Below are 18,230 nucleotides of genomic sequence, written 5' to 3'. Positions count from 1 at the left end.
GACGATGAAAACGAAGAATCAGATCACCGAATCCCCAGCCAACATCGGGTACGAGAAGGAAGCTCGTAAGGCTTTCTTCACGGATACGTCGATTTGTATTGGCTGCAAGGCGTGTGAGGTTGCATGTAAAGAATGGAACCGAAACCCGCAGGACGGCTACAAGTTGTCTGGTAACTCCTACGACAACACCGGTTCGCTGAACGCGGACACGTGGCGCCACGTGGCGTTCATTGAGCAAGGCGAGGACCGGATTCTGCAGGCTCGTGAAGAGGGTGCAAAGCTCGTCGGGCTTGGAATGCCGAGCGTCAAGCCTGCCGAAGAGGCTTCCACCCGCGCGGTATTGCCGGATACACCGGATTTCCGCTGGCTGATGTCCTCCGACGTGTGCAAGCACTGCACGAACGCTGGTTGCTTGGACGTGTGCCCGACGGGTGCGTTGTTCCGCACCGAGCACGGCACCGTCGTCGTACAGGATGACGTCTGCAATGGCTGCGGTACCTGCGTTGCTGGCTGCCCGTTCGGCGTCATTGAGCGTCGTAGCGATGGTGGCGTTCGCAAGCGCAACGAGCGTTCCGGCAAGGGCGAGGACTTCACACCTGGTGAGAGCGCGCCGATTAAGAACATCGGGGTGGCCCAGAAGTGCACCATGTGCTTCGACCGCCTTCAGGTCGGCGAGCAGCCAGCATGTGCCAAAACCTGCCCGACGACGTCGATCAAGTACGGCACGTACGACGAAATGCTCGCGCTTGCGAAGGCGCGCGTGAAGGAACTGCACGCGCAGGGCATGACGGAAGCTCGCCTGTATGGCGCAAACCAGAACGACGGTGTAGGCGGTACAGGCTCAATCTTCCTGCTGCTGGATGCGCCAGAGGTCTACGGGCTTCCGCCAGACCCAGTGGTTCCAACGGCGAACTTGCCGGAGCTGGCGAAGCGCGGCGTCATTGCCGCAGCCGGAATGGTTGGCACTATTGCAGCCGCGGTCCTGATCGGAGGTAGGAAGTAAATGGCTGAGTTTGATAGCTACCGTCCACCGCAGGAGCCGCGTCGTCCGCGGCGACGTGATCAAGCGGAAGGCGAGCGCCCACGTGGCCCGAAGAAGCGTCGTGGCGAGGAGCTAATGGTGCCGGAGGCAAGCTTTGAGCACTTTGACTCCTACTACGGTAAGCCGATTGTGAAGTTCCCTCCGTGGGAGTGGCCGATTGGTGTCTACTTCTTCCTCGGCGGCCTCGCCGGAGGCTCCTCCTTGTTGGCCGTAGGAGCTGACGCGACAGGCAACAAGGAGCTGCGTCGCAACATGCGGATTAGTTCGATGGCTGCCGCCGCGGTGGGCTCCGGTTGCCTGGTGCTTGACCTTGGTCGCCCGGAGCGTTTGCTGAACATGTTCCGCGTGTTCAAGCTGTCGTCGCCGATGAGTGTCGGCTCTTGGTTGCTGGGCTCGTTCTCCTCGTTGCAGGGGCTTGCTATGCTTCCGGAGCTCGACGAGCTGACTGGCAAGAAGCTGCCGCTGCCAAGCCCGCTGCGCTCGTTTATTGAGTTCGCAGCGACCCCGGCTGGTATTGCTGGCGGTGTGCTTGCCTCGCCGCTCGCGGCGTACACCGCGGTGCTGATCGGCAACACGTCGGTGCCTGCATGGCAGGAGGCGGGAAAGAATTTACCGTTCGTGTTCGTATCATCTGCGACCGCAGCGACGGGCGGCATGGGCTTGCTCACCACTTCGACGGAGAATGCCGCTGTGCCGCGAGCACTCGGTGTCGTGGGCGCAGCCGCCGATGTAGCAGCGACGTCCTACATGACGAGCCAACTGGACGACGTCTCTAAGGAAGCGTTTTCCACGGGAAAGGCAGGCAAGCTTTTCAAGGCTTCCGAGGTTTGCCTCGCGGTTGGTGGCGTTGGCGCGCTGTTCAGTAAAAAGAGTCGAGTACTCGCAGGTATTTCGGGTGTCGCGTTGATGGCGGGTTCCTGCCTGACTCGTTTCGCGGTGCTCGAGGCCGGTAAGCAGTCCACCGAGGACCCGAAGTACGTCGTTGAACCGCAGCGGGAGCGCCTGCGCAAGCGCCGTGAAGCGGGCAAGGTTGATGACGGCATCACTACCGCCTAGCTGCGACTGGAGCTAACACACAACACTGCCCCTCTCACACACCGTGTTGGAGGGGCAGTGTTGTATTTCTAGTTTGGTATTTCGGCTACTTCACCTGAACGCGGCCGGTGCCTGCGACAGTTTCGCCGATGACGGGGTAGCCGGGGATCTCGCCGATGACGAGCAGCCCGCCGGAAGTCTGGGCGTCCGCAAGGAGCAGCAACTCGTCGCCGTCCAGATCAGAGTCGATGTTGGGGCGTACCCAGTCGAGGTTGCGCTTCGAGCCTCCTGGGATGTAGCCGGCCTCGAGCGTTTCACGGGCGCCGTCGATAAATGGGACCTTCGTGTGGTCGATGACGGCGTCGATCCCGGAAGCGCGTGCCATCTTGAACAAGTGGCCGAGGAGGCCGAAACCAGTGACGTCGGTAGCGGCTTTCACACCGGCGGCGACTGCCTTTTCGGAAGCTTCCTTGTTCAGCGTGGTCATTACTTCGATGGCCTGTGGGAAGACATCGCCAGTTGCCTTGTGGCGGTTGTTCAGTAGGCCAGAGCCGATCGGCTTGGTCAAGGTGATGGGCAGGCCGGCCTCTGCGGCGTCGTTGCGTATGAGCTTGGCCGGGTCCACGATGCCGGTGGCAGCCATGCCGTAGATCGGCTCAGGTGCGGTGATCGAGTGCCCGCCGGTCACGCTGATGCCGGCTGCGGTGGCAGCGTCCATGCCACCGTGCAGTACGTCGCGGATGAGCTCTGAGGGGAGGACATCCCGTGGCCAGGCGAGCAGGTTGATGGCGGTGATTGGGGTGCCGCCCATCGCGTAGACGTCAGAGAGCGCGTTGACGGCCGCGATCTTGCCCCAGGTGTAGGCGTCATCGCAGACCGGGGTGAAGAAGTCGGCTGTGGAGATGACGGCGAGGTCGTCGCGGACGTGAATCGCGGAGGCGTCGTCGCCGTCGTCGAGGCCAACGATCACGTTCGGGTCAGCGAAACCAACCAGTCCCTGGACGGCTTCTTCGAGCTCACCGGGTGGAATCTTGCACGCACACCCGCCACCGGATGCGTACTGGGTCAAACGAATCTTAGAATTATCAGCAGCCATACCTACATGGTAGCGTTGCTTTTCGGAGGCGTACGTGTCCTGGTGGCCACCCCAGTCTTCAAAACTGGTGAGGTCGAGCATCTCGGCCTGGCAGGTTCGATTCCTGTCCGTCTCCGCCAAAACGTTGTGTTGTTGTAAGGGGAAGCACATGAATGATCCTCGCCGTCGAATCCCTCGCACAGACGCACTGCTTACGCTTGCAGCGCAGGAGCACACCGCGTTGGCGCCACACGCGCTTAAGGCGCTCGCAGGGAAGTTGCAGCAGCGCGCCCGCGACGGCGAGATCACCCCTGAAGAGGTCACCCCGGAGTTTCTCCACGCTTGTCGACGCCACCCCGGGTCCCTGACGCCAGTCCTCAACGCAACAGGCGTGGTTGTGCACACCAACATCGGCAGAGCACCGCTTGCCCCGCAGGCAATAGACGCGATGGTGGATGCCGCGCAATATGTGGATGTAGAGATGGACCTCGCAGCAGGCGTTCGATCCCGCGATAGAGGCAGGGCCGCCACGGATGCAATCCTGGCTGCATGTCCAGCGGCGGAGGACGCGCTGGTAGTAAATAATGGCGCAGCGGCGTTACTCCTTGCCGTGGCTACGTTCGCCGAGGGGCGTGACGTCGTTATCTCTCGCGGCGAACTTATCGAGATTGGGGCGGGGTTCCGCCTGCCTGAGCTCATTGAGAGCGCACGAGTGTCTTTGGTTGAAGTCGGCGCGACAAACCGTACGCATCCCTTCGACTATGAGCGGGCGCTCGACAACGCGGGAGCGGTGCTGAAGGTGCATCCCTCGAACTACAGGGTGCACGGGTTTACCGCGGAGACCACTATCGCGCAGCTTCGCGAGCTTGTCCGGCCCCGCGGCTGCGCCCTGATCGCTGACATCGGCTCGGGCCTGCTTCACCCTGATCCGCTGCTGCCGGACGAGCCAGATGCCACCACAGCTTTGCGCGATGGCGCGGACGTGGTGCTGTTTTCCGGCGACAAACTACTTGGTGGGCCGCAGGCAGGCGTTATGGTCGGAACGAAGAACGCCATTGCGAAGCTGAAGCGGCACCCGCTGGCGCGCGCAGTGCGCATCGACAAGCTGCGCCTCGCGGCGCTGGAGGCAAGCCTGAACATCGCCAGCACACCAGTCCACGACTACCTACACGCAAACTCCGACCAGCTCAAAGCCCGCGCAGTAGCGATTGCAGCGGAGGTTGGAGGCAGTGTGGTTCCGCACGACGGCCGCGTTGGAGGAGGCGGCGCGCCGGGCTTCCCACTGCCCGGTTGGGCTGTTGCGCTTGATCAGTCGTTGGCAGCCCCGCTACGGGCAGGTACCCCGGTTGTGCTCGGACGTGTCCACGAGAATGAGTTGTTGATTGACCTGCGCTGCGTGCCACCCGAGCGCGACCACGAGATCGCAGCCGCGATTCGAGCGGCCCAAGGAAAGGACTGAGTGTTACGTGTTTGTAGTTGCGATAGCTGGCCACGTCGACCATGGAAAGTCCACCCTGGTCAAAGCGCTTACCGGAATGGAACCGGACCGCTGGGAGGAAGAGAAAGACCGGGGGCTCACGATCGACCTCGGGTTCGTGTGGACCAACGTCGATGGTGAAGACATCGCGTTCGTGGACGTCCCTGGGCACGAGCGCTTCATCGCGAACATGCTCGCGGGTGTTGGGCCAGTCACGGATGTCTTGTTTGTCGTCGCTGCGGACGAGGGCTGGATGCAGCAAACATTGGACCACCGGGACGCTATCAATGCGTTCGGCGTCCAGCACGGTGTGATCGCGATGACACGGGCGGATAAGGCGGATGCTGGGCGTCGACAAGCTGTGGCTGAAGAAACTCGCCGGAATGTCGCTGGTACCAGTATGGAGCGTTGGCCTGTCGTCGAAGTTTCTGCCAAGACGGGCGAGGGGGTTGAAGAACTCAGGAGTGCGCTTATAGCGATGCTTCGGCAACAGCCGACGGCGGACCCCGCCGGGCGAATCCGGATGTGGGTCGACAGGGCGTTTCACATCAAAGGTGCCGGCACCGTTGTTACGGGGACGCTCACCAACGGAACAATTCAACCTGGGCAGACGCTGACGCTACAGACCGCTGCAGGTCAACGCGAAGTCACCGTGCGTGGTATCCAGTCGGAGGACACCGCAGTTGAAGAAGCCAAGCCGACGATGCGCGTCGCGCTCAACCTTCGCGGAGTGAGCGTCGACGAAGTTTCGCGTGGCGCGGCGCTGTGCACGCCAGAGAAGTGGCACACGACCTCTGTGGTGGATGTGCGCCATACCCACGGGGCTGCACTGAACGACGTGCCGCAGGAGGTTGTGGTGCACGTCGGTACTGCAGGAGTCAGCGCGAAAGTGCGACCGTTCGGTGCAAAGCACGCCAGGCTCATCCTCGAGCACGACCTGGTGCTGAGCATCGGGGACCGGTTGGTGCTGCGAGGCTCCGGTGCGCAGCAAATTCTCGGCGGGGTAGAGGCTATCGACGTCGACCCGCCCGCCCTTCCCCGGCGCGGCGACGGGCGGAGGCGCTCGGCGCAGCTTGAGGAGCTGCCGGATATCAACGTGGAGATCGCCAGACGGGTGGCCGTGCGGCCAGAACTGTTGGCAAGCCTTGGATTTGAGGTCGGCGATAAGCCCCCGCAAGGTACCGTGGCGTTTGCCGGGTACTGGATTCGCGCGCAGCAGGTAATGGAGTGGAAAGACACGTTGCTGCAGGCATTGCAAGCACACCTTGCGGCGCATCCACTGTCGGCTGGGTTAGCTACTGGCGCGGCCGTGGAAGCTCTGCATCTGCCAGACGCGAAGCTGTTGCCGCTTGCTGTCGCCGCTGCGAAACTCAACACTCGCGACGGGTACGTCTGCAACACCTCCGAGGTCGATCTCGGGGAGGCAGAGCCAGGGGTCCAGAAACTCGAGGCGCAGCTTCGTGCCCATCCATTTAAGGCGCCCGAGGCGCGCGATCTCGAACGGCTCGGCCTGGGGGCGAAAGAGCTTGCGGCAGCGGAGCGGGCCGGAAGGATTCTACGACTCGGTGGCGGCGTAGTCGTTGCCGCAGATGCGATCACGCTTGCAACCGCGAGGCTGCGGGACTTGCCTCAGCCTTTCCGCACGACGGACGCGCGCCAGGCGCTCGAAACGACCCGCCGCGTTGCCATCCCGCTGCTCGAGCTTCTAGACGCACGCGGAATCACCCGCCAGATAGAGGCGGGTGTTCGAGTACTGACGTAGCAGCCTCGTTCGGCTGTTCTAGTGTTCGTGCTCGTCTGCGTCCGCGTCGGCCTTCGTCTCGTGGACAGTGCCAGGCTTATGCTCTGGAGCGGCGTAGATTGAGTACACCTTCGCCGGGGCGTCGGACTCGTTCACGAAGTTGTGCCACTGGCCAGCAGGAACGAACGCTGCGTCATCGTCGCCGATGACCTTGTCAACAGTCAGATTGTCTTCGGATGGGCCGATCATCGCGCGCAGCTTGCCGGATTCGACGCGAATGAACTGGTCGTGATCGTCGTGAATCTCTGCGCCAATCTCGCCACCTGCTGGGATGCTCATGACCGTCAGCTGAAGGTGCTTTCCGGTCCACAGAGTGTCACGAAATGCATCGTTATCAAGCGTTGCCTGCTCAATGTCGAACGTAACTGGGTTCGGCCCGTGGTCAGTGCGCAAAATCTTGGACATGATTCCTCCTCGCAAATAGGTTCGGTTTCACTCCACAGCATAGCGCGCTTTAGGGCTTGCGGTGCCGGCCTGCGTCTTGGCTGCGGCGCCGCCGTGCTTTTTGAACCTCGGTCAGGTAATCGCCGTCGTCGCTGCTAGGGGGCTCAGCAGTAGCTGTCTCAGCAAGTATCGACGCCTCTTCGTCCTCCACGACGTCGATGTCCACCAGCGGTGCAGGCTCAGCACCCTGAGTGTTCGTTCGCGGCCGGGTAGGAACTGCGGCACGGGAACGATCAACGGTGACAGCCCACGAGCCGTCGGGGAACTGAACCGTTTCAAATTGTTTCCCACCGTCCGGGCTAGAGTGCGTGAGGTCAGGCACGTGCAGCCACATCGGGTCTGCTGCGTCTGAATAATCAGCAATGTCGAGGGCCGCCATGCCATCCAAGAAAAATGCGCGGGCGACTACACATCCGTTGTCGGGCGAAGGGGCGTCGAGAAGCATGGCACGAACATCGTCAAGGTCAGCTGCCGAGACGCAGCCGAGCACGCGCTCACCCAACGTCACTACGACGTCGGCGTCACCCGCGGTTTGTAGTCCAACAAACCACTGGCCCGGCGCGAGACTTGCGAGCTGCTCTGCGCTGAACTCGCCTCGCTCCGTATCGATGATCGCCATGTCACCGCTTGGCAGCACAAGGCAATCAGGACCCGCATTGTTGCGAGGGACAGCGAGCTGAGGCGGTGGCAAAATCACATCGACGGCGAACTTGCCGTGCTCAGCATCGAACTTCACCGCAGCCAACGTCATCGGTAGCAGCTGCGACTGATGGATTCGCTCCAAGTCGACGTAACGGGCTCGGTCGAATTGAGCAATCTCTCCAAGAACACCGGCGCTGAGCCTTCGTACCCGCCAGTTTTCCTCGACCGCGTTTGGCTCGAGCACTACCGGCACGTATGACGTGTGGCGCGTGCCGCCGAATGCAGCAAACAAAGGCGACTGCACGACGTCAACGACGGTCACCTCCTCGCCAGCGCCCCACGTCGATGGCGCAAGCGGGTACACGGGGAGAGAGAGTTCCACAGCGTCATACTCCTATCTGCATCCAAAAAGTCACAACCTCATTGCTGCGGCCAGCGCCGCGGGGCCTGTTCAACAGGCGGCGGGGGAGCAGCGCCAAACCATGCGATTACAACACCCGCGACCGTGACACACAAGATACCTAACACCAGATGGGGAGTGAGCACGTCACCGCGAAACACCACGCCGAGAACCGTGCCCAGCACCGGCTCCATCGCGAACAACGTGCCGACAATCTGCGCCGATGTAAACCGCGCAGCCAGCGTGTCCGCCATATAGGGGATGACGACGCCAACGAAGCCCGCCAACGTCAGGAGCATCCAGCTATGCGCATCGAGCTTGACTGCATCATGAATTGAAAAAGGCAGCGTGAGCAAAGCTGCGATCGTGATTGCGATTGCAAGCTCTCCCATTCCACCCGAGGACTTGCCCACCTTTTCCGCGAAGATTGTGTAGAGCGCACAGAACGCGGCGCCGCACAACGCGAACACCACTCCCAGGGGATTGAGCCCCGACGAAGGCCCAGCAATCAATGCAACCCCGGCGAGGGCAACCAGCGCCCACAGCCGAATCCACCATTGCCGAATACCAAAAAATGTCACGCAGCACGGGCTCAAGAAATCGATAGTGATTGCAGCACCCAGGGGGATACGCGCGATAGCTGCGTACAAAAACTGATTCATCAGCGCGATCGACGCGCCGAAGATGAATGCCTGCTTCCACTGCTCTTTCGACATCTCACCAGGGTTCGGCCGAAAAAGTACGAGAAGAATAACGGCGCCCAGCAAGAAGCGCAGTGTTGAAATGCTGACGGTACTAGCGACGACGAACAGGGAAGCAGCTAGCAACGCGGAGACCTGATTGCCCAGGGACCCAACGAAGATAAGGCCAATGGGGCGAACCAACGTACGGGTCGAGCGCGCTGCCATGGAACCTCCCCCTTACCGGACGCGCCGAATCGCGGACACCACACCGACCACGATCAGGCCAACTACCAGGCCCGCGGTCAGAGAAATCCCAGTCTCCACGAACCAACCAAGGACACCGTTATGCACGGTGTTCACAGCGCGTTCGATCACCTCATGAATCACATGCAGTCCAAAGACCTCGTCGAGGCCACGAAGGATGAGGTGCCCGCCAACCCACAGCATCGCAACGGTGCCGATCACACCGATCGCCGAAAGCACAACGGGCATTGACTTCACCATTGCGCGCCCCAGCCCCGCTGCGCGATCGCGTTGGATCATCGCTCGGCCGATGTCATCGATCTTGACTAACAGCGCCACAGCGCCGTAGACCGCAAGGGTGATGAAAATGCCCACCGCAATGAGCACGGCAGCTTCCATCCAAATGGATTGATCCGCCACCTCGTCAAGGGAGATGATCATGATCTCCGCGCTCAAGATGAGGTCTGTTCGAATTGCGCTTTTCACGAGTGCATCTTCGTCCTGAGCAGTACGGTGTACGGCCGCATCTTCGTCAGCCTCAACATCACTGGTCAATTTGTGCACGATCTTCTCGGCGCCCTCGAAACATAAATATGTGCCACCAATCATCAAAATTGGCACCATTGCCCACGGCGCAAACGCGTTGAGCGCCAACGCGATCGGCAAAATGATGAGCAACTTGTTCCGTAGCGAACCTTTCGTGATCTTCCAGATCATTGGAAGTTCGCGCGCCGGGGTGACGCCGGAAACGTATTGGGGCGTGACGGCGGCGTCGTCGATGACGACACCTGCGGCTTTGGCAGACGTTTTCGCCGTGAGGGAAGCCACATCGTCTGCAGAAGAAGCTGCGGTTCTGGCGATGAGGGCGACGTCGTCAAAGAGGGCGAGGAGACCTCCGGCCATGTGTATTTCCCTTCCTAGGAATCGTTGCGGTGGGCGACCGAAAGTCTACACGGCGCTCTCTAGATACCTTTGTGCGCTCAAGGGCGAAGGAACTGTGAAAAGGCTGTCAGTAAGCACCCCCAAAAGTGTAGAACCATGTCAGAAACCTGAATTATTTACCATTGTCGCAATCTTATGTGGTGGAATAGAATGCATCTCATCGGGTGTGATGTAGTCCACTTGAATGAAGGTAATTGAAGCTAGCTAACAACAATCTGAAGGAGGCGCTGTGCGGACAGTAAAAGCTGCAGCGATCTTGGCGGTAGGAACCCTCACACTCGGATTGGCTGCGTGTGGTGGATCCGGCAACGATGAGGCTGCGAGCGGTCAGACTGAGTCGACCGGCGGCGACAACTATGTACTGGCATACGGCACCGAGCCACAGAACCCACTGATTCCGGGCAACACGAACGAGACTGGTGGCGGACGCATTATTGATGAGATCTTCTCGGGCCTCGTCTACTACGACACCGAGGGCAAGATCCACAACGACCTTGCAGAGTCCATCGACCTTGAGGGCGACACCCTCTACAAAGTCACGCTGAAAGACGGCGTGAAGTGGCAGGACGGAACTCCAGTTACGGCGAACGACTTTGTTGACGCATGGAACTACATCGTTGCGAATTCGCTGCTCGGCGAGAGCTTCTTTGAATCCATCAAGGGCTACGACCCAGAAGGCGTGCCAACCCTTGAGGGCCTCAACGTCATCGACGATAAGACCTTTACCATCGAGCTGAGCCAGCCTGAGGCGGATTTCCCAACCCGCCTTGGCTACTCCGCGTTCTTCCCAATGCACCCTTCGGCGTTCGAAGACATCGACGCCTACGGTGAGAACCCGATCTCCAACGGCCCATACAAGCTGGCGGAGTGGAACCACAACCAGGACGCAACCATCGTTCCGAATGAGGAGTACGCTGGCGACAAGAAGCCGCAGAACGATGGCGTGACTTTCGTCTTCTACGCACAGCAGGATGCTGCATATGCTGACCTGCTCGCGGGCAACCTGGACGTTCTCGACGCTATTCCAGATTCCGCATTCGCAAGCTACGAAACGGAATTGGGTGACCGCGCAGTAAACCAGCCTTCGGCAATCTTCCAGTCCTTCACCATTCCGGAGAACCTGGAGCACTTCAACGGTGAGGAAGGACAGCTGCGTCGTCAAGCTATCTCGATGGCGATCGACCGTGATGAAATCACGAAGACGATCTTCCAGGGCACCCGCACCCCGGCGACCGACTTCACCTCGCCAGTCATCCCTGGCCACTCTGATTCGCTCAACGGGGCAGAGGTACTCGAGTACAACCCAGAGGAAGCAAAGCGCCTGTGGGCTGAAGCAGACAAGATCAAACCATTCACCGGCGAGTTCTCCTTGTCCTACAACGCTGATGGCGGCCACCAGGCATGGGTCGATGCAGTTGCAAACTCCATCCGCAACACCCTTGGCATCGATGCAGTTGGCAACGCATACCCAGACTTCAAGTCCCTGCGTGATGACGTCACGAATAGGACCATCAAGGGCGCATTCCGTACCGGCTGGCAGGCAGACTACCCATCGCTGGGTAACTTCCTGAGCCCGCTGTACGCCTCCAATGGTGGTTCCAACGACGGTGACTACGCTAACCCTGAGGTGGACAACCTGCTGAAGGAAGCCGCTGCTGCGGGCGACGTCGAAGCCGCTACACCTATCTACAACAAGGTGCAGGAGCAGCTCCTGAAGGACTTGCCGGCAGTTCCGCTGTGGTACGCGAACGTCAACGGTGGCTCCTCGGAGAACGTTGAGAACGTCGCGTTCAACTGGAAGTCCGTTCCGGTGTACACGCAAATCACCAAGAAGTAACAAAACCCCTACGCTCTGACCCATCCCACCCCGCCTGCGTACAAGCATGCGGGGTGTTGGGTTTGGGTGCGTCCATAAGCTCATGTTCAAAACGAAGAATTAAGGAGAGCCTGCAACCATGTTGCGATATATCGGGCGACGGCTCCTTCAGATGATTCCCGTGTTCTTTGGGGCCACGCTGCTGCTCTATGCGCTGGTGTTCCTCATGCCCGGTGATCCTGTCCAGGCCCTCGGCGGCGATCGTGGCTTGACCGAGGCCGCGAGAGCGCGCATTGAAGCCGAATACAACCTCGATAAACCTTTCATCGTCCAGTACCTGCTCTATCTGAAGGGCATTATGGTTGGCGACTTCGGAAAGACATTCTCTGGCCAGCCCGTCGCCTCTGTGATGGCAAATGCGTTTCCGGTGACCATCAAGCTCGGCCTGATGGCGCTCGCGTTTGAGGCGTTCTTCGGCATTCTCTTCGGATTCTTCGCAGGAAGCCGCCGCGGTGGAATTTTTGATTCGACCGTGCTGGTTGTGTCCCTGTTTGTAATCGCAGTGCCGTCCTTTGTCATCGGCTTCGTGCTGCAGTACCTCGTGGGCGTGCGGTGGGGCTTGCTCCCCGTGACAGTGGGCAGGAATGAGTCTTTCATTGCCTTGTTGATGCCGGCCGTCGTGCTGGGCGCCTTATCGTGCGCGTACGTGATTCGGTTGACCAGACAATCCATCAGCGATAACCTCCGCGCGGACTATGTGCGCACCGCACGTGCTAAGGGTCTGTCTAAGGGCACAGTGATGTCCCGCCACGTGCTGCGAAACTCCCTCATTCCAGTGGTGACGTTCTTGGGTGCTGACCTCGGTGCGCTCATGGGCGGTGCGATTGTGACAGAAGGCATCTTCGGCATCAACGGTGTCGGTGGCACGATTTACCAGGCCATCATTAAAGGTGAGCCCGCGACAGTCGTGTCCTTTACCACCGTGCTGGTGATCATCTACATCGTTGCCAACCTGATAGTTGACCTGCTCTACGCAGTACTTGACCCAAGGATCCGCTATGCATAACTCTCAAGATCTCACAGCAGCTGCCCGCGCTGGGCAGGAGTATTTCATCGCGGAAACGGACGAAACCGGACTCGGTGCTGTTGACGCAGTCCAGGACGAGTCCGCTCCTACAAGCCAGTGGGGCGAGGCCTGGCGCGCGTTGCGACGCCGTCCTCTGTTTTGGGTATCCGCACTCCTGATTTTGTTCGCCATTCTGCTTGCCTTGGTGCCGGGCCTGTTTACTAGCGTGGACCCGCGTGAGTGCATGTTGTCGCGCTCACTTGGCGCGCCGGAGTCCGGTCACCCGTTTGGCTTTGACCGTCAAGGCTGTGACATTTACGCTCGCACAATTTATGGTGCGCGGGCATCGGTCACAGTCGGTGTGCTTACTACGATCGTCGTGACGGTCCTAGGTTCACTGATCGGCGCGATCGCCGGTTTCTACGGCGGTATCTGGGACACCTTGCTGTCTCGCCTGACGGATATCTTCTTCGCTGTACCACTCGTGCTGGCAGCGATCGTGGTGATGTCCATGTTCCAGAACCAGCGCTCCATCTGGATGGTGGTGTTCGCGCTCTCTATGTTCGGTTGGACGCAGATCGCGAGAATCGCGCGCGGCGCGGTGATGGGTGTGAAAAACGACGAGTTTGTGACTGCCGCCCGCGCATTGGGTGCGAGTGACGTGCGGATTATCTTCTCGCATATCTTGCCCAACGCGGCAGCACCGATCATTGTGTACGCTACCGTCGCGCTGGGTACGTTCATCGTCGCAGAGGCAACGCTGTCGTTCCTCGGCATCGGTTTGCCGACGACAGTCGTGTCGTGGGGCGGCGATATTTCTGCCGCACAGGCATCCCTGAGGACCCAGCCCATGGTGCTGTTCTACCCTGCAATTGCTTTGGCACTGACAGTGCTGAGCTTCATCATGATGGGTGACGCCGTACGCGACGCCCTTGACCCTAAATCGAGGAAACGATGAGCGAGTTACAAGATCAACCGCTACTCGAGATAGCGGACCTGAAAGTTACATTCGAGTCAACTACCGGTGTTGTCGAAGCGGTGCGTGACTTCGACCTGACGGTGTATCCAGGCCAGTCGATCGCTATCGTGGGCGAGTCCGGGTCGGGAAAGTCCACTGCAGCGATGTCCATCCTGGGATTGTTGCCCGGAACAGGCAAGGTCACCAATGGTTCCATCAAGCTCAACGGTGAAGAGCTCACCGAGCTTGATGAGAAGGGGTGGCAGAAGGTTCGGGGTAACAAGATTGGTCTGGTGCCACAGGACCCGATGAGCAACCTCAATCCAGTGTGGAGGATTGGCACACAGGTAGAGGAGTCCCTCCGCGCAAACCATGTTGTGGAGGGCTCTGAACGTCACGCACGCGTCGTCCAACTGCTCGAGGAAGCGGGACTTCCAGAGGCCGAACGCCGCGCCAAACAGTACCCGCACGAGTTTTCGGGTGGTATGCGACAGCGTGCGCTCATCGCTATCGGTCTCGCGGCACGCCCAGAGTTGTTGATTGCCGACGAGCCAACATCCGCGTTGGATGTGACGGTGCAGAAGAAGATTCTCGACCACCTGGAGACGCTGACGGAGGAACTCGGCACAGCGCTGCTGTTCATCACGCACGACTTGGGACTGGCCGCCGAGCGCGCAGATCACCTGCTAGTCATGCACCGCGGACGCATCGTTGAAAAAGGCCCGAGCCTGCAGATTCTGCGCAACCCGCAGCACCCGTACACGAAGCGCCTCGTTACTGCCGCACCTTCCTTGGCATCCGCTCGTATCCAGAGCGCGAAAGCTCAGGGCATTGAGTCCAGCGAGGAGCTCGCCTCGGGACACCACGACTCCGAAGAAGTGGTGCTGAGCGTGCAGAACTTGGTGAAAGAGTTCGACGTCCGCGGGCAGAAGGGCAAGCAGAAGGTGCTTCGTGCTGTAGACGACGTCACGTTCGATGTTCGCCGTGGCACAACGCTTGCGCTCGTCGGTGAGTCCGGCTCCGGTAAGTCCACGGTGGCGAACATGGCGCTTCGCCTCTTGGAGCCAACGAGTGGCCGTGTCTTGTTTGAAGGACAAGATATCGCGAAGCTTAAAGGGCGCGAGTTGTTTGAAATGCGCCGCAAAATGCAGGTGGTGTTCCAGAATCCATATGGTTCGCTGGACCCGATGTATTCCATTTACCGCTGCATTGAGGAACCGTTGACGCTGCACAAGGTCGGTAACCGAAAGGAGCGCGAGGCGCGAGTCGCCGAGTTGCTTGATTTGGTGCAGATGCCGCGATCGGCGATGCGCCGATACCCGAATGAGCTATCCGGTGGCCAGCGCCAGCGCATCGCAATTGCACGCGCGATGGCATTGGGTCCGGAAGTGATTGTCCTCGACGAGGCTGTTTCGGCGTTGGACGTGCTCGTTCAAAACCAGATTCTCCAGTTGCTGACTCAGCTGCAGGAGGAGATGCGCCTTTCATATCTGTTCATCACTCACGACCTAGCGGTGGTTCGCCAGACTGCTGATGACATCGTGGTGATGCGGCAGGGTAAGGCAGTGGAGCAGGGCCGGGCCGATGACATCTTCGATAACCCTCAGGATCCGTATACACAGAACCTGATTAATTCGGTGCCTGGTCTCAACATTGAATTGGGAGTAGGAGAGTAGGTCCCACCTGCTGATTTGTTACGTGCGTTACGCCACAATCGCAGCGATGAATACTGCGATTGTGGCGTAGCGTTTAGGGAATGTACAGTATTGTCACAACTTCATACACGGGTGTCTTCGTTGGAGAGAAAAGCGAAGGCTGAGATGCACAAGCGAACCGTTGAACCTGATCCGGGTAATGCCGGCGTTTAGGAAGGAATGTAAGCGTATGAATACGCGTGGAAGCCATTCGTGGCGTGTCATTGATATTGTTACTGCAGCCGTTTTGGGGGTGGCATGCGGGCTCATTTTTTGGATGTGGAACAGCGTCGGGTACGCAGGATTTAAGGCCTTTGATGCGCTCACCCCGGGGCTTGGTGGCCTGTTCACCGGTATCTGGTTCCTCGGTGGCACGCTTGGTGGGTTGGTAATTCGCAAGCCTGGCGCTGCGGTGTTCGTGGAAGTGCTGGCGGCGTCTGTGTCCGCGGTCATCGGAAGCCAGTGGGGGATCGAGACGCTGTATTCAGGATTGGCACAGGGTCTCGGTGCAGAGATCGTGTTCCTGATCTTCGCCTACAAGAAGTTTTCGACGACTGTGGCGGTGCTTGCCGGTATGGGCAGCGCAGTGGGCGCGTTCGTGCTTGAGCTGTTCCTGTCTGCCAACTTCGCGATGGGCCTGGCGTTCAACGTGATTTACCTCAGCTGCATGCTGGTATCGGGCGCGTTGCTTGCTGGTATTGTCGCAAAACTCTTGGTTGATGCTCTAGCCAAGACTGGTGCGCTTGACCGCTTCGGTGCAGGACGCGAGCGGTTCCAACAGGAGGTGTAGCCTCGGTGGCTACGGGGGACCAGGTCATCCAGGCACAAGGCCTGGGCTATAAACACGCGACTCGCCCGAAGCCTGCGTTTACCGGGGTGGACTTGACCGTCTCTCGTGGGGAGCGCGTGCTGCTCACGGGAGATTCTGGCGCTGGCAAATCAACGCTGCTTGCCGTACTAGCTGGGTTGGCGGCAGATGGTGAGGAAGGCCAAGTTCTTGGCACCGTGAGTGTCAACGGCACGGTTGGCATGGTGATGCAGGACCCAGAGGCGCAAACGATTTTGACTCGCGTTGGCGACGACGTTGCGTTTGGTGCCGAGAATATGGGGATTCCGCCAGAGGAAATCTGGCCCCGTGTGCGGGCTGCGCTGGATGCAGTGGGCCTGGATGTGCCGTTGGACCACAACACCGCGCATCTTTCTGGTGGGCAGAAGCAGCGACTCACATTAGCGGGAGTATTGGCCATGGGTGCTGACATCATTCTGCTGGATGAGCCGACTGCAAACCTTGACCCGGAAGGGCGCGACGATGTTGTGCGGGCAGTCGATGCCGTGTGTCGCCGCACAGGGGCGACCTTGATTGTGGTGGAGCACCGACCTGCGCACTGGGTAGGTTTCGTGGACACGTTCTACCACCTCACCGCGGATGGGCTACAGCCCAGCGGCCCGGATCAGCTCCCAATGCCACCGCAGTTGCCGCCAGCGGTGAAGGTCCCTGCCAGCGCGGTAAGCGCGCTGCGTACTGAGAATCTCCGGGTTGCATTCGGTTCACCCCGCAACATCGCGGTACCAGAGGGCTTTTCTACCGTGATTACAGGCAAGAACGGTGTTGGAAAGACGACGCTAGTGCAAGCGCTCGCTGGGCTCGTCGCGCCACTCAGTGGCACTTTGGAGTACTCGCCGCGGATTCGAAGCGGGCTGACTACACCGTCGCACCGCTGGAAGTCGAAGGACTTGGCCCAACGGATTGGTTATGTGTTCCAGGAACCGGAGCATCAGTTCGTGACCGCGAATGTGCGCGATGAAGTTGCGTTGTCGGGTGCGTCGGCACACCGCGTCGATGAGCTGTTGCAACGACTGAAGCTTGAACACGTAGTAGCAGCAAATCCCTTTACACTTTCAGGAGGAGAGAAGCGCAGGCTTTCGGTAGCGACTGCGCTAGTGAATGCCCCTGAGCTCCTCATTCTTGATGAGCCGACCTTTGGGCAGGATGACAAAACCTTTGTAGAGGTAGTTTCATTGATCCGCGAGTTGGCCGACGAGGGGAAAACCATCATCTCAATTACTCACGATGAGGCCTTCGTCAGTTCGTTGGGCGACCATATGGAGGAGCTGCGCAACGAGACGAATGCGGAAGGCGGGGTGCGGGAATGAACGTGCTCAATGGGGTGAATCCGGTAACACGGATTCTGGGATTGGCGTTGCTGACTACACCGCTTATGGTGACGATCGATTGGGTTTCTGCAGTTGTCGCCATTGCGTTTACGCTGGCAGTCGTGCCGCTGTGCGGGCTGTCATTTAGGACGTTTTTCAAACGCGCGTTACCAATTCTTGTTGTTGCCCCGCTCGCGGGTATCCCGATGGCGCTATACGGCCAGTCAGGTGGGGAAACCTACCTTGAGTGGGGTCTCATCCATGTGACGGAGCTGTCCATTTCGCTCGCATTATCAATGGTGCTTCGCGTGTTTGCCATTGCGCTGCCCGTCATTGTGTTGTCTGCGCACGTGGATCCAACGGATCTTGGCGATGGGCTGTCCCAGGTGTTGAAGCTGCCAGAGCGCTTCGTTCTGGGATCAGTCGCTGCGTTTCGTATGTTGACGCTGCTTCGTGAGGATGTTGAGGCGATGCGAATGGCGCGCCGTGCCCGTGGCATTGCTGATACGGGACGCGTGAAGTATTGGTTTTCGTTGGCTTTCGGCTTGCTGGTGATGTCTCTGCGCAGGGCAGGCAAGCTTGCCACCGCGATGGAGGCTCGCGCATTCGGTGGCCCGCAAAAGCGTACGTGGGCTCGAGAGTCGCGGCTTACCAGGCGCGATTGGGTTGTCATGGTTGTATGCATCGCTGTCGCCTGCGTCGCGCTGGGGCTTTCGGTTGTCACGGGGTACTTCCGGCCAGTGTGGAGCGTCTCGTAG

Annotated in this window: 16 protein-coding genes, 1 tRNA gene and 1 riboswitch; of the genes, 12 read left to right on the top strand and 5 right to left on the bottom strand. The window is 59.6% G+C overall.

Annotated features, from left to right (window positions below):
- Positions 1-4: 4 nt before the first annotated feature.
- Both KBX13_RS05680 and nrfD read left to right on the top strand, forming a co-directional pair.
- A complete protein-coding gene (locus tag KBX13_RS05680) occupies positions 5-1,003 on the top strand; it encodes a 4Fe-4S dicluster domain-containing protein (protein WP_070362714.1) in 999 nt (332 codons plus the stop codon).
- Positions 1,004-2,098: an NrfD/PsrC family molybdoenzyme membrane anchor subunit gene (gene nrfD, locus KBX13_RS05675; protein ID WP_256007830.1), complete on the top strand. Its 1,095-nt coding sequence runs from the start codon at positions 1,004-1,006 to the stop codon at positions 2,096-2,098.
- Between the two features lie 85 nt (positions 2,099-2,183).
- Here the strand turns inward: nrfD and selD are convergent, their stop codons facing one another.
- Positions 2,184-3,173 (bottom strand): selenide, water dikinase SelD, encoded by a 990-nt coding sequence (gene selD / locus KBX13_RS05670; RefSeq protein WP_256007829.1) that lies wholly within the window; start codon positions 3,171-3,173, stop codon positions 2,184-2,186.
- A gap of 24 nt (positions 3,174-3,197) precedes the next feature.
- Between selD and KBX13_RS05665 the strand changes: the two genes are divergently transcribed.
- From KBX13_RS05665 to selB, 3 genes are all read left to right on the top strand, one after another.
- Positions 3,198-3,292, top strand: a tRNA-Sec gene (locus tag KBX13_RS05665).
- 29 nt (positions 3,293-3,321) lie between these two features.
- A complete protein-coding gene (gene selA, locus KBX13_RS05660) occupies positions 3,322-4,611 on the top strand; it encodes an L-seryl-tRNA(Sec) selenium transferase (RefSeq protein WP_070479411.1) in 1,290 nt (429 codons plus the stop codon).
- Between the two features lie 7 nt (positions 4,612-4,618).
- A complete protein-coding gene (gene selB / locus KBX13_RS05655; RefSeq protein WP_256021192.1) occupies positions 4,619-6,391 on the top strand; it encodes a selenocysteine-specific translation elongation factor in 1,773 nt (590 codons plus the stop codon).
- Positions 6,392-6,409: 18 nt separating this feature from the next.
- Here the strand turns inward: selB and KBX13_RS05650 are convergent, their stop codons facing one another.
- The 4 genes from KBX13_RS05650 to KBX13_RS05635 are packed head-to-tail and all read right to left on the bottom strand — an operon-like array spanning position 6,410 to position 9,745.
- Positions 6,410-6,835 (bottom strand): cupin domain-containing protein, encoded by a 426-nt coding sequence (locus KBX13_RS05650; RefSeq protein WP_071573330.1) that lies wholly within the window; start codon positions 6,833-6,835, stop codon positions 6,410-6,412.
- Between the two features lie 49 nt (positions 6,836-6,884).
- Positions 6,885-7,898 carry a hypothetical protein gene (locus KBX13_RS05645; RefSeq protein WP_256021190.1) on the bottom strand — a complete coding sequence of 338 codons (1,014 nt, stop codon included), beginning with the start codon at positions 7,896-7,898 and terminating at the stop codon, positions 6,885-6,887.
- A gap of 38 nt (positions 7,899-7,936) precedes the next feature.
- Positions 7,937-8,824, bottom strand: a complete 888-nt coding sequence (locus tag KBX13_RS05640) for a DMT family transporter (protein ID WP_256021189.1) — start codon at positions 8,822-8,824, stop codon at positions 7,937-7,939.
- Positions 8,825-8,836: 12 nt separating this feature from the next.
- Positions 8,837-9,745 (bottom strand): DUF808 domain-containing protein, encoded by a 909-nt coding sequence (locus KBX13_RS05635; protein WP_070362706.1) that lies wholly within the window; start codon positions 9,743-9,745, stop codon positions 8,837-8,839.
- 268 nt (positions 9,746-10,013) lie between these two features.
- On the opposite strand from KBX13_RS05635, the gene KBX13_RS05630 reads away from it, so the two are divergent.
- The 7 genes from KBX13_RS05630 to KBX13_RS05600 all read left to right on the top strand — a co-directional run bounded on the left by KBX13_RS05630 (position 10,014) and on the right by KBX13_RS05600 (position 18,230).
- Positions 10,014-11,621: an ABC transporter substrate-binding protein gene (locus KBX13_RS05630; protein WP_070362705.1), complete on the top strand. Its 1,608-nt coding sequence runs from the start codon at positions 10,014-10,016 to the stop codon at positions 11,619-11,621.
- 118 nt (positions 11,622-11,739) lie between these two features.
- Complete coding sequence (locus KBX13_RS05625; RefSeq protein ID WP_256021186.1) at positions 11,740-12,666, top strand: ABC transporter permease; 927 nt, start codon at positions 11,740-11,742, stop codon at positions 12,664-12,666.
- The gene (locus KBX13_RS05620) at positions 12,659-13,624 is read left to right on the top strand and encodes an ABC transporter permease (RefSeq protein ID WP_083290976.1); all 966 of its coding nucleotides are present in this window, start codon (positions 12,659-12,661) and stop codon (positions 13,622-13,624) included. The genes KBX13_RS05625 and KBX13_RS05620 overlap by 8 nt, the downstream gene beginning before the upstream one ends.
- Positions 13,621-15,300 carry an ABC transporter ATP-binding protein gene (locus KBX13_RS05615; RefSeq protein ID WP_070479428.1) on the top strand — a complete coding sequence of 560 codons (1,680 nt, stop codon included), beginning with the start codon at positions 13,621-13,623 and terminating at the stop codon, positions 15,298-15,300. The genes KBX13_RS05620 and KBX13_RS05615 overlap by 4 nt, the downstream gene beginning before the upstream one ends.
- 97 nt (positions 15,301-15,397) lie before the next feature.
- Positions 15,398-15,513: riboswitch (TPP riboswitch) on the top strand.
- Positions 15,509-16,108 carry an ECF transporter S component gene (locus KBX13_RS05610; protein WP_070362701.1) on the top strand — a complete coding sequence of 200 codons (600 nt, stop codon included), beginning with the start codon at positions 15,509-15,511 and terminating at the stop codon, positions 16,106-16,108. Its footprint overlaps the riboswitch before it by 5 nt.
- Positions 16,109-16,113: 5 nt before the next feature.
- The gene (locus KBX13_RS05605; RefSeq protein WP_256021185.1) at positions 16,114-17,472 is read left to right on the top strand and encodes an ABC transporter ATP-binding protein; all 1,359 of its coding nucleotides are present in this window, start codon (positions 16,114-16,116) and stop codon (positions 17,470-17,472) included.
- Positions 17,469-18,230 (top strand): energy-coupling factor transporter transmembrane protein EcfT, encoded by a 762-nt coding sequence (locus KBX13_RS05600; protein WP_256021183.1) that lies wholly within the window; start codon positions 17,469-17,471, stop codon positions 18,228-18,230. Before KBX13_RS05605 ends, KBX13_RS05600 begins: the two co-directional genes overlap by 4 nt.

Source organism: Corynebacterium sp. CCUG 51687, from assembly GCF_024453995.1.
Classification (GTDB): Bacteria; Actinomycetota; Actinomycetes; order Mycobacteriales; family Mycobacteriaceae; genus Corynebacterium; species Corynebacterium pseudogenitalium.
This window is presented reverse-complemented; position numbering and strand designations above follow the sequence as displayed.

Excerpts from the sequence above, each read along its gene's own strand:
- KBX13_RS05620 (WP_083290976.1), top strand. The coding sequence starts at position 12,659 with ATGCATAACTCTCAAGATCTCACAGCAGCTGCCCGCGCTGGGCAGGAG.
- KBX13_RS05615 (WP_070479428.1), top strand. The coding sequence starts at position 13,621 with ATGAGCGAGTTACAAGATCAACCGCTACTCGAGATAGCGGACCTGAAA.
- KBX13_RS05640 (WP_256021189.1), bottom strand. The coding sequence starts at position 8,824 with ATGGCAGCGCGCTCGACCCGTACGTTGGTTCGCCCCATTGGCCTTATC.
- KBX13_RS05680 (WP_070362714.1), top strand. The coding sequence starts at position 5 with ATGAAAACGAAGAATCAGATCACCGAATCCCCAGCCAACATCGGGTAC.
- nrfD (WP_256007830.1), top strand. The coding sequence starts at position 1,004 with ATGGCTGAGTTTGATAGCTACCGTCCACCGCAGGAGCCGCGTCGTCCG.
- KBX13_RS05625 (WP_256021186.1), top strand. The coding sequence starts at position 11,740 with ATGTTGCGATATATCGGGCGACGGCTCCTTCAGATGATTCCCGTGTTC.
- selA (WP_070479411.1), top strand. The coding sequence starts at position 3,322 with ATGAATGATCCTCGCCGTCGAATCCCTCGCACAGACGCACTGCTTACG.
- selD (WP_256007829.1), bottom strand. The coding sequence starts at position 3,173 with ATGGCTGCTGATAATTCTAAGATTCGTTTGACCCAGTACGCATCCGGT.
- KBX13_RS05610 (WP_070362701.1), top strand. The coding sequence starts at position 15,509 with ATGAATACGCGTGGAAGCCATTCGTGGCGTGTCATTGATATTGTTACT.
- KBX13_RS05635 (WP_070362706.1), bottom strand. The coding sequence starts at position 9,745 with ATGGCCGGAGGTCTCCTCGCCCTCTTTGACGACGTCGCCCTCATCGCC.
- KBX13_RS05650 (WP_071573330.1), bottom strand. The coding sequence starts at position 6,835 with ATGTCCAAGATTTTGCGCACTGACCACGGGCCGAACCCAGTTACGTTC.
- KBX13_RS05600 (WP_256021183.1), top strand. The coding sequence starts at position 17,469 with ATGAACGTGCTCAATGGGGTGAATCCGGTAACACGGATTCTGGGATTG.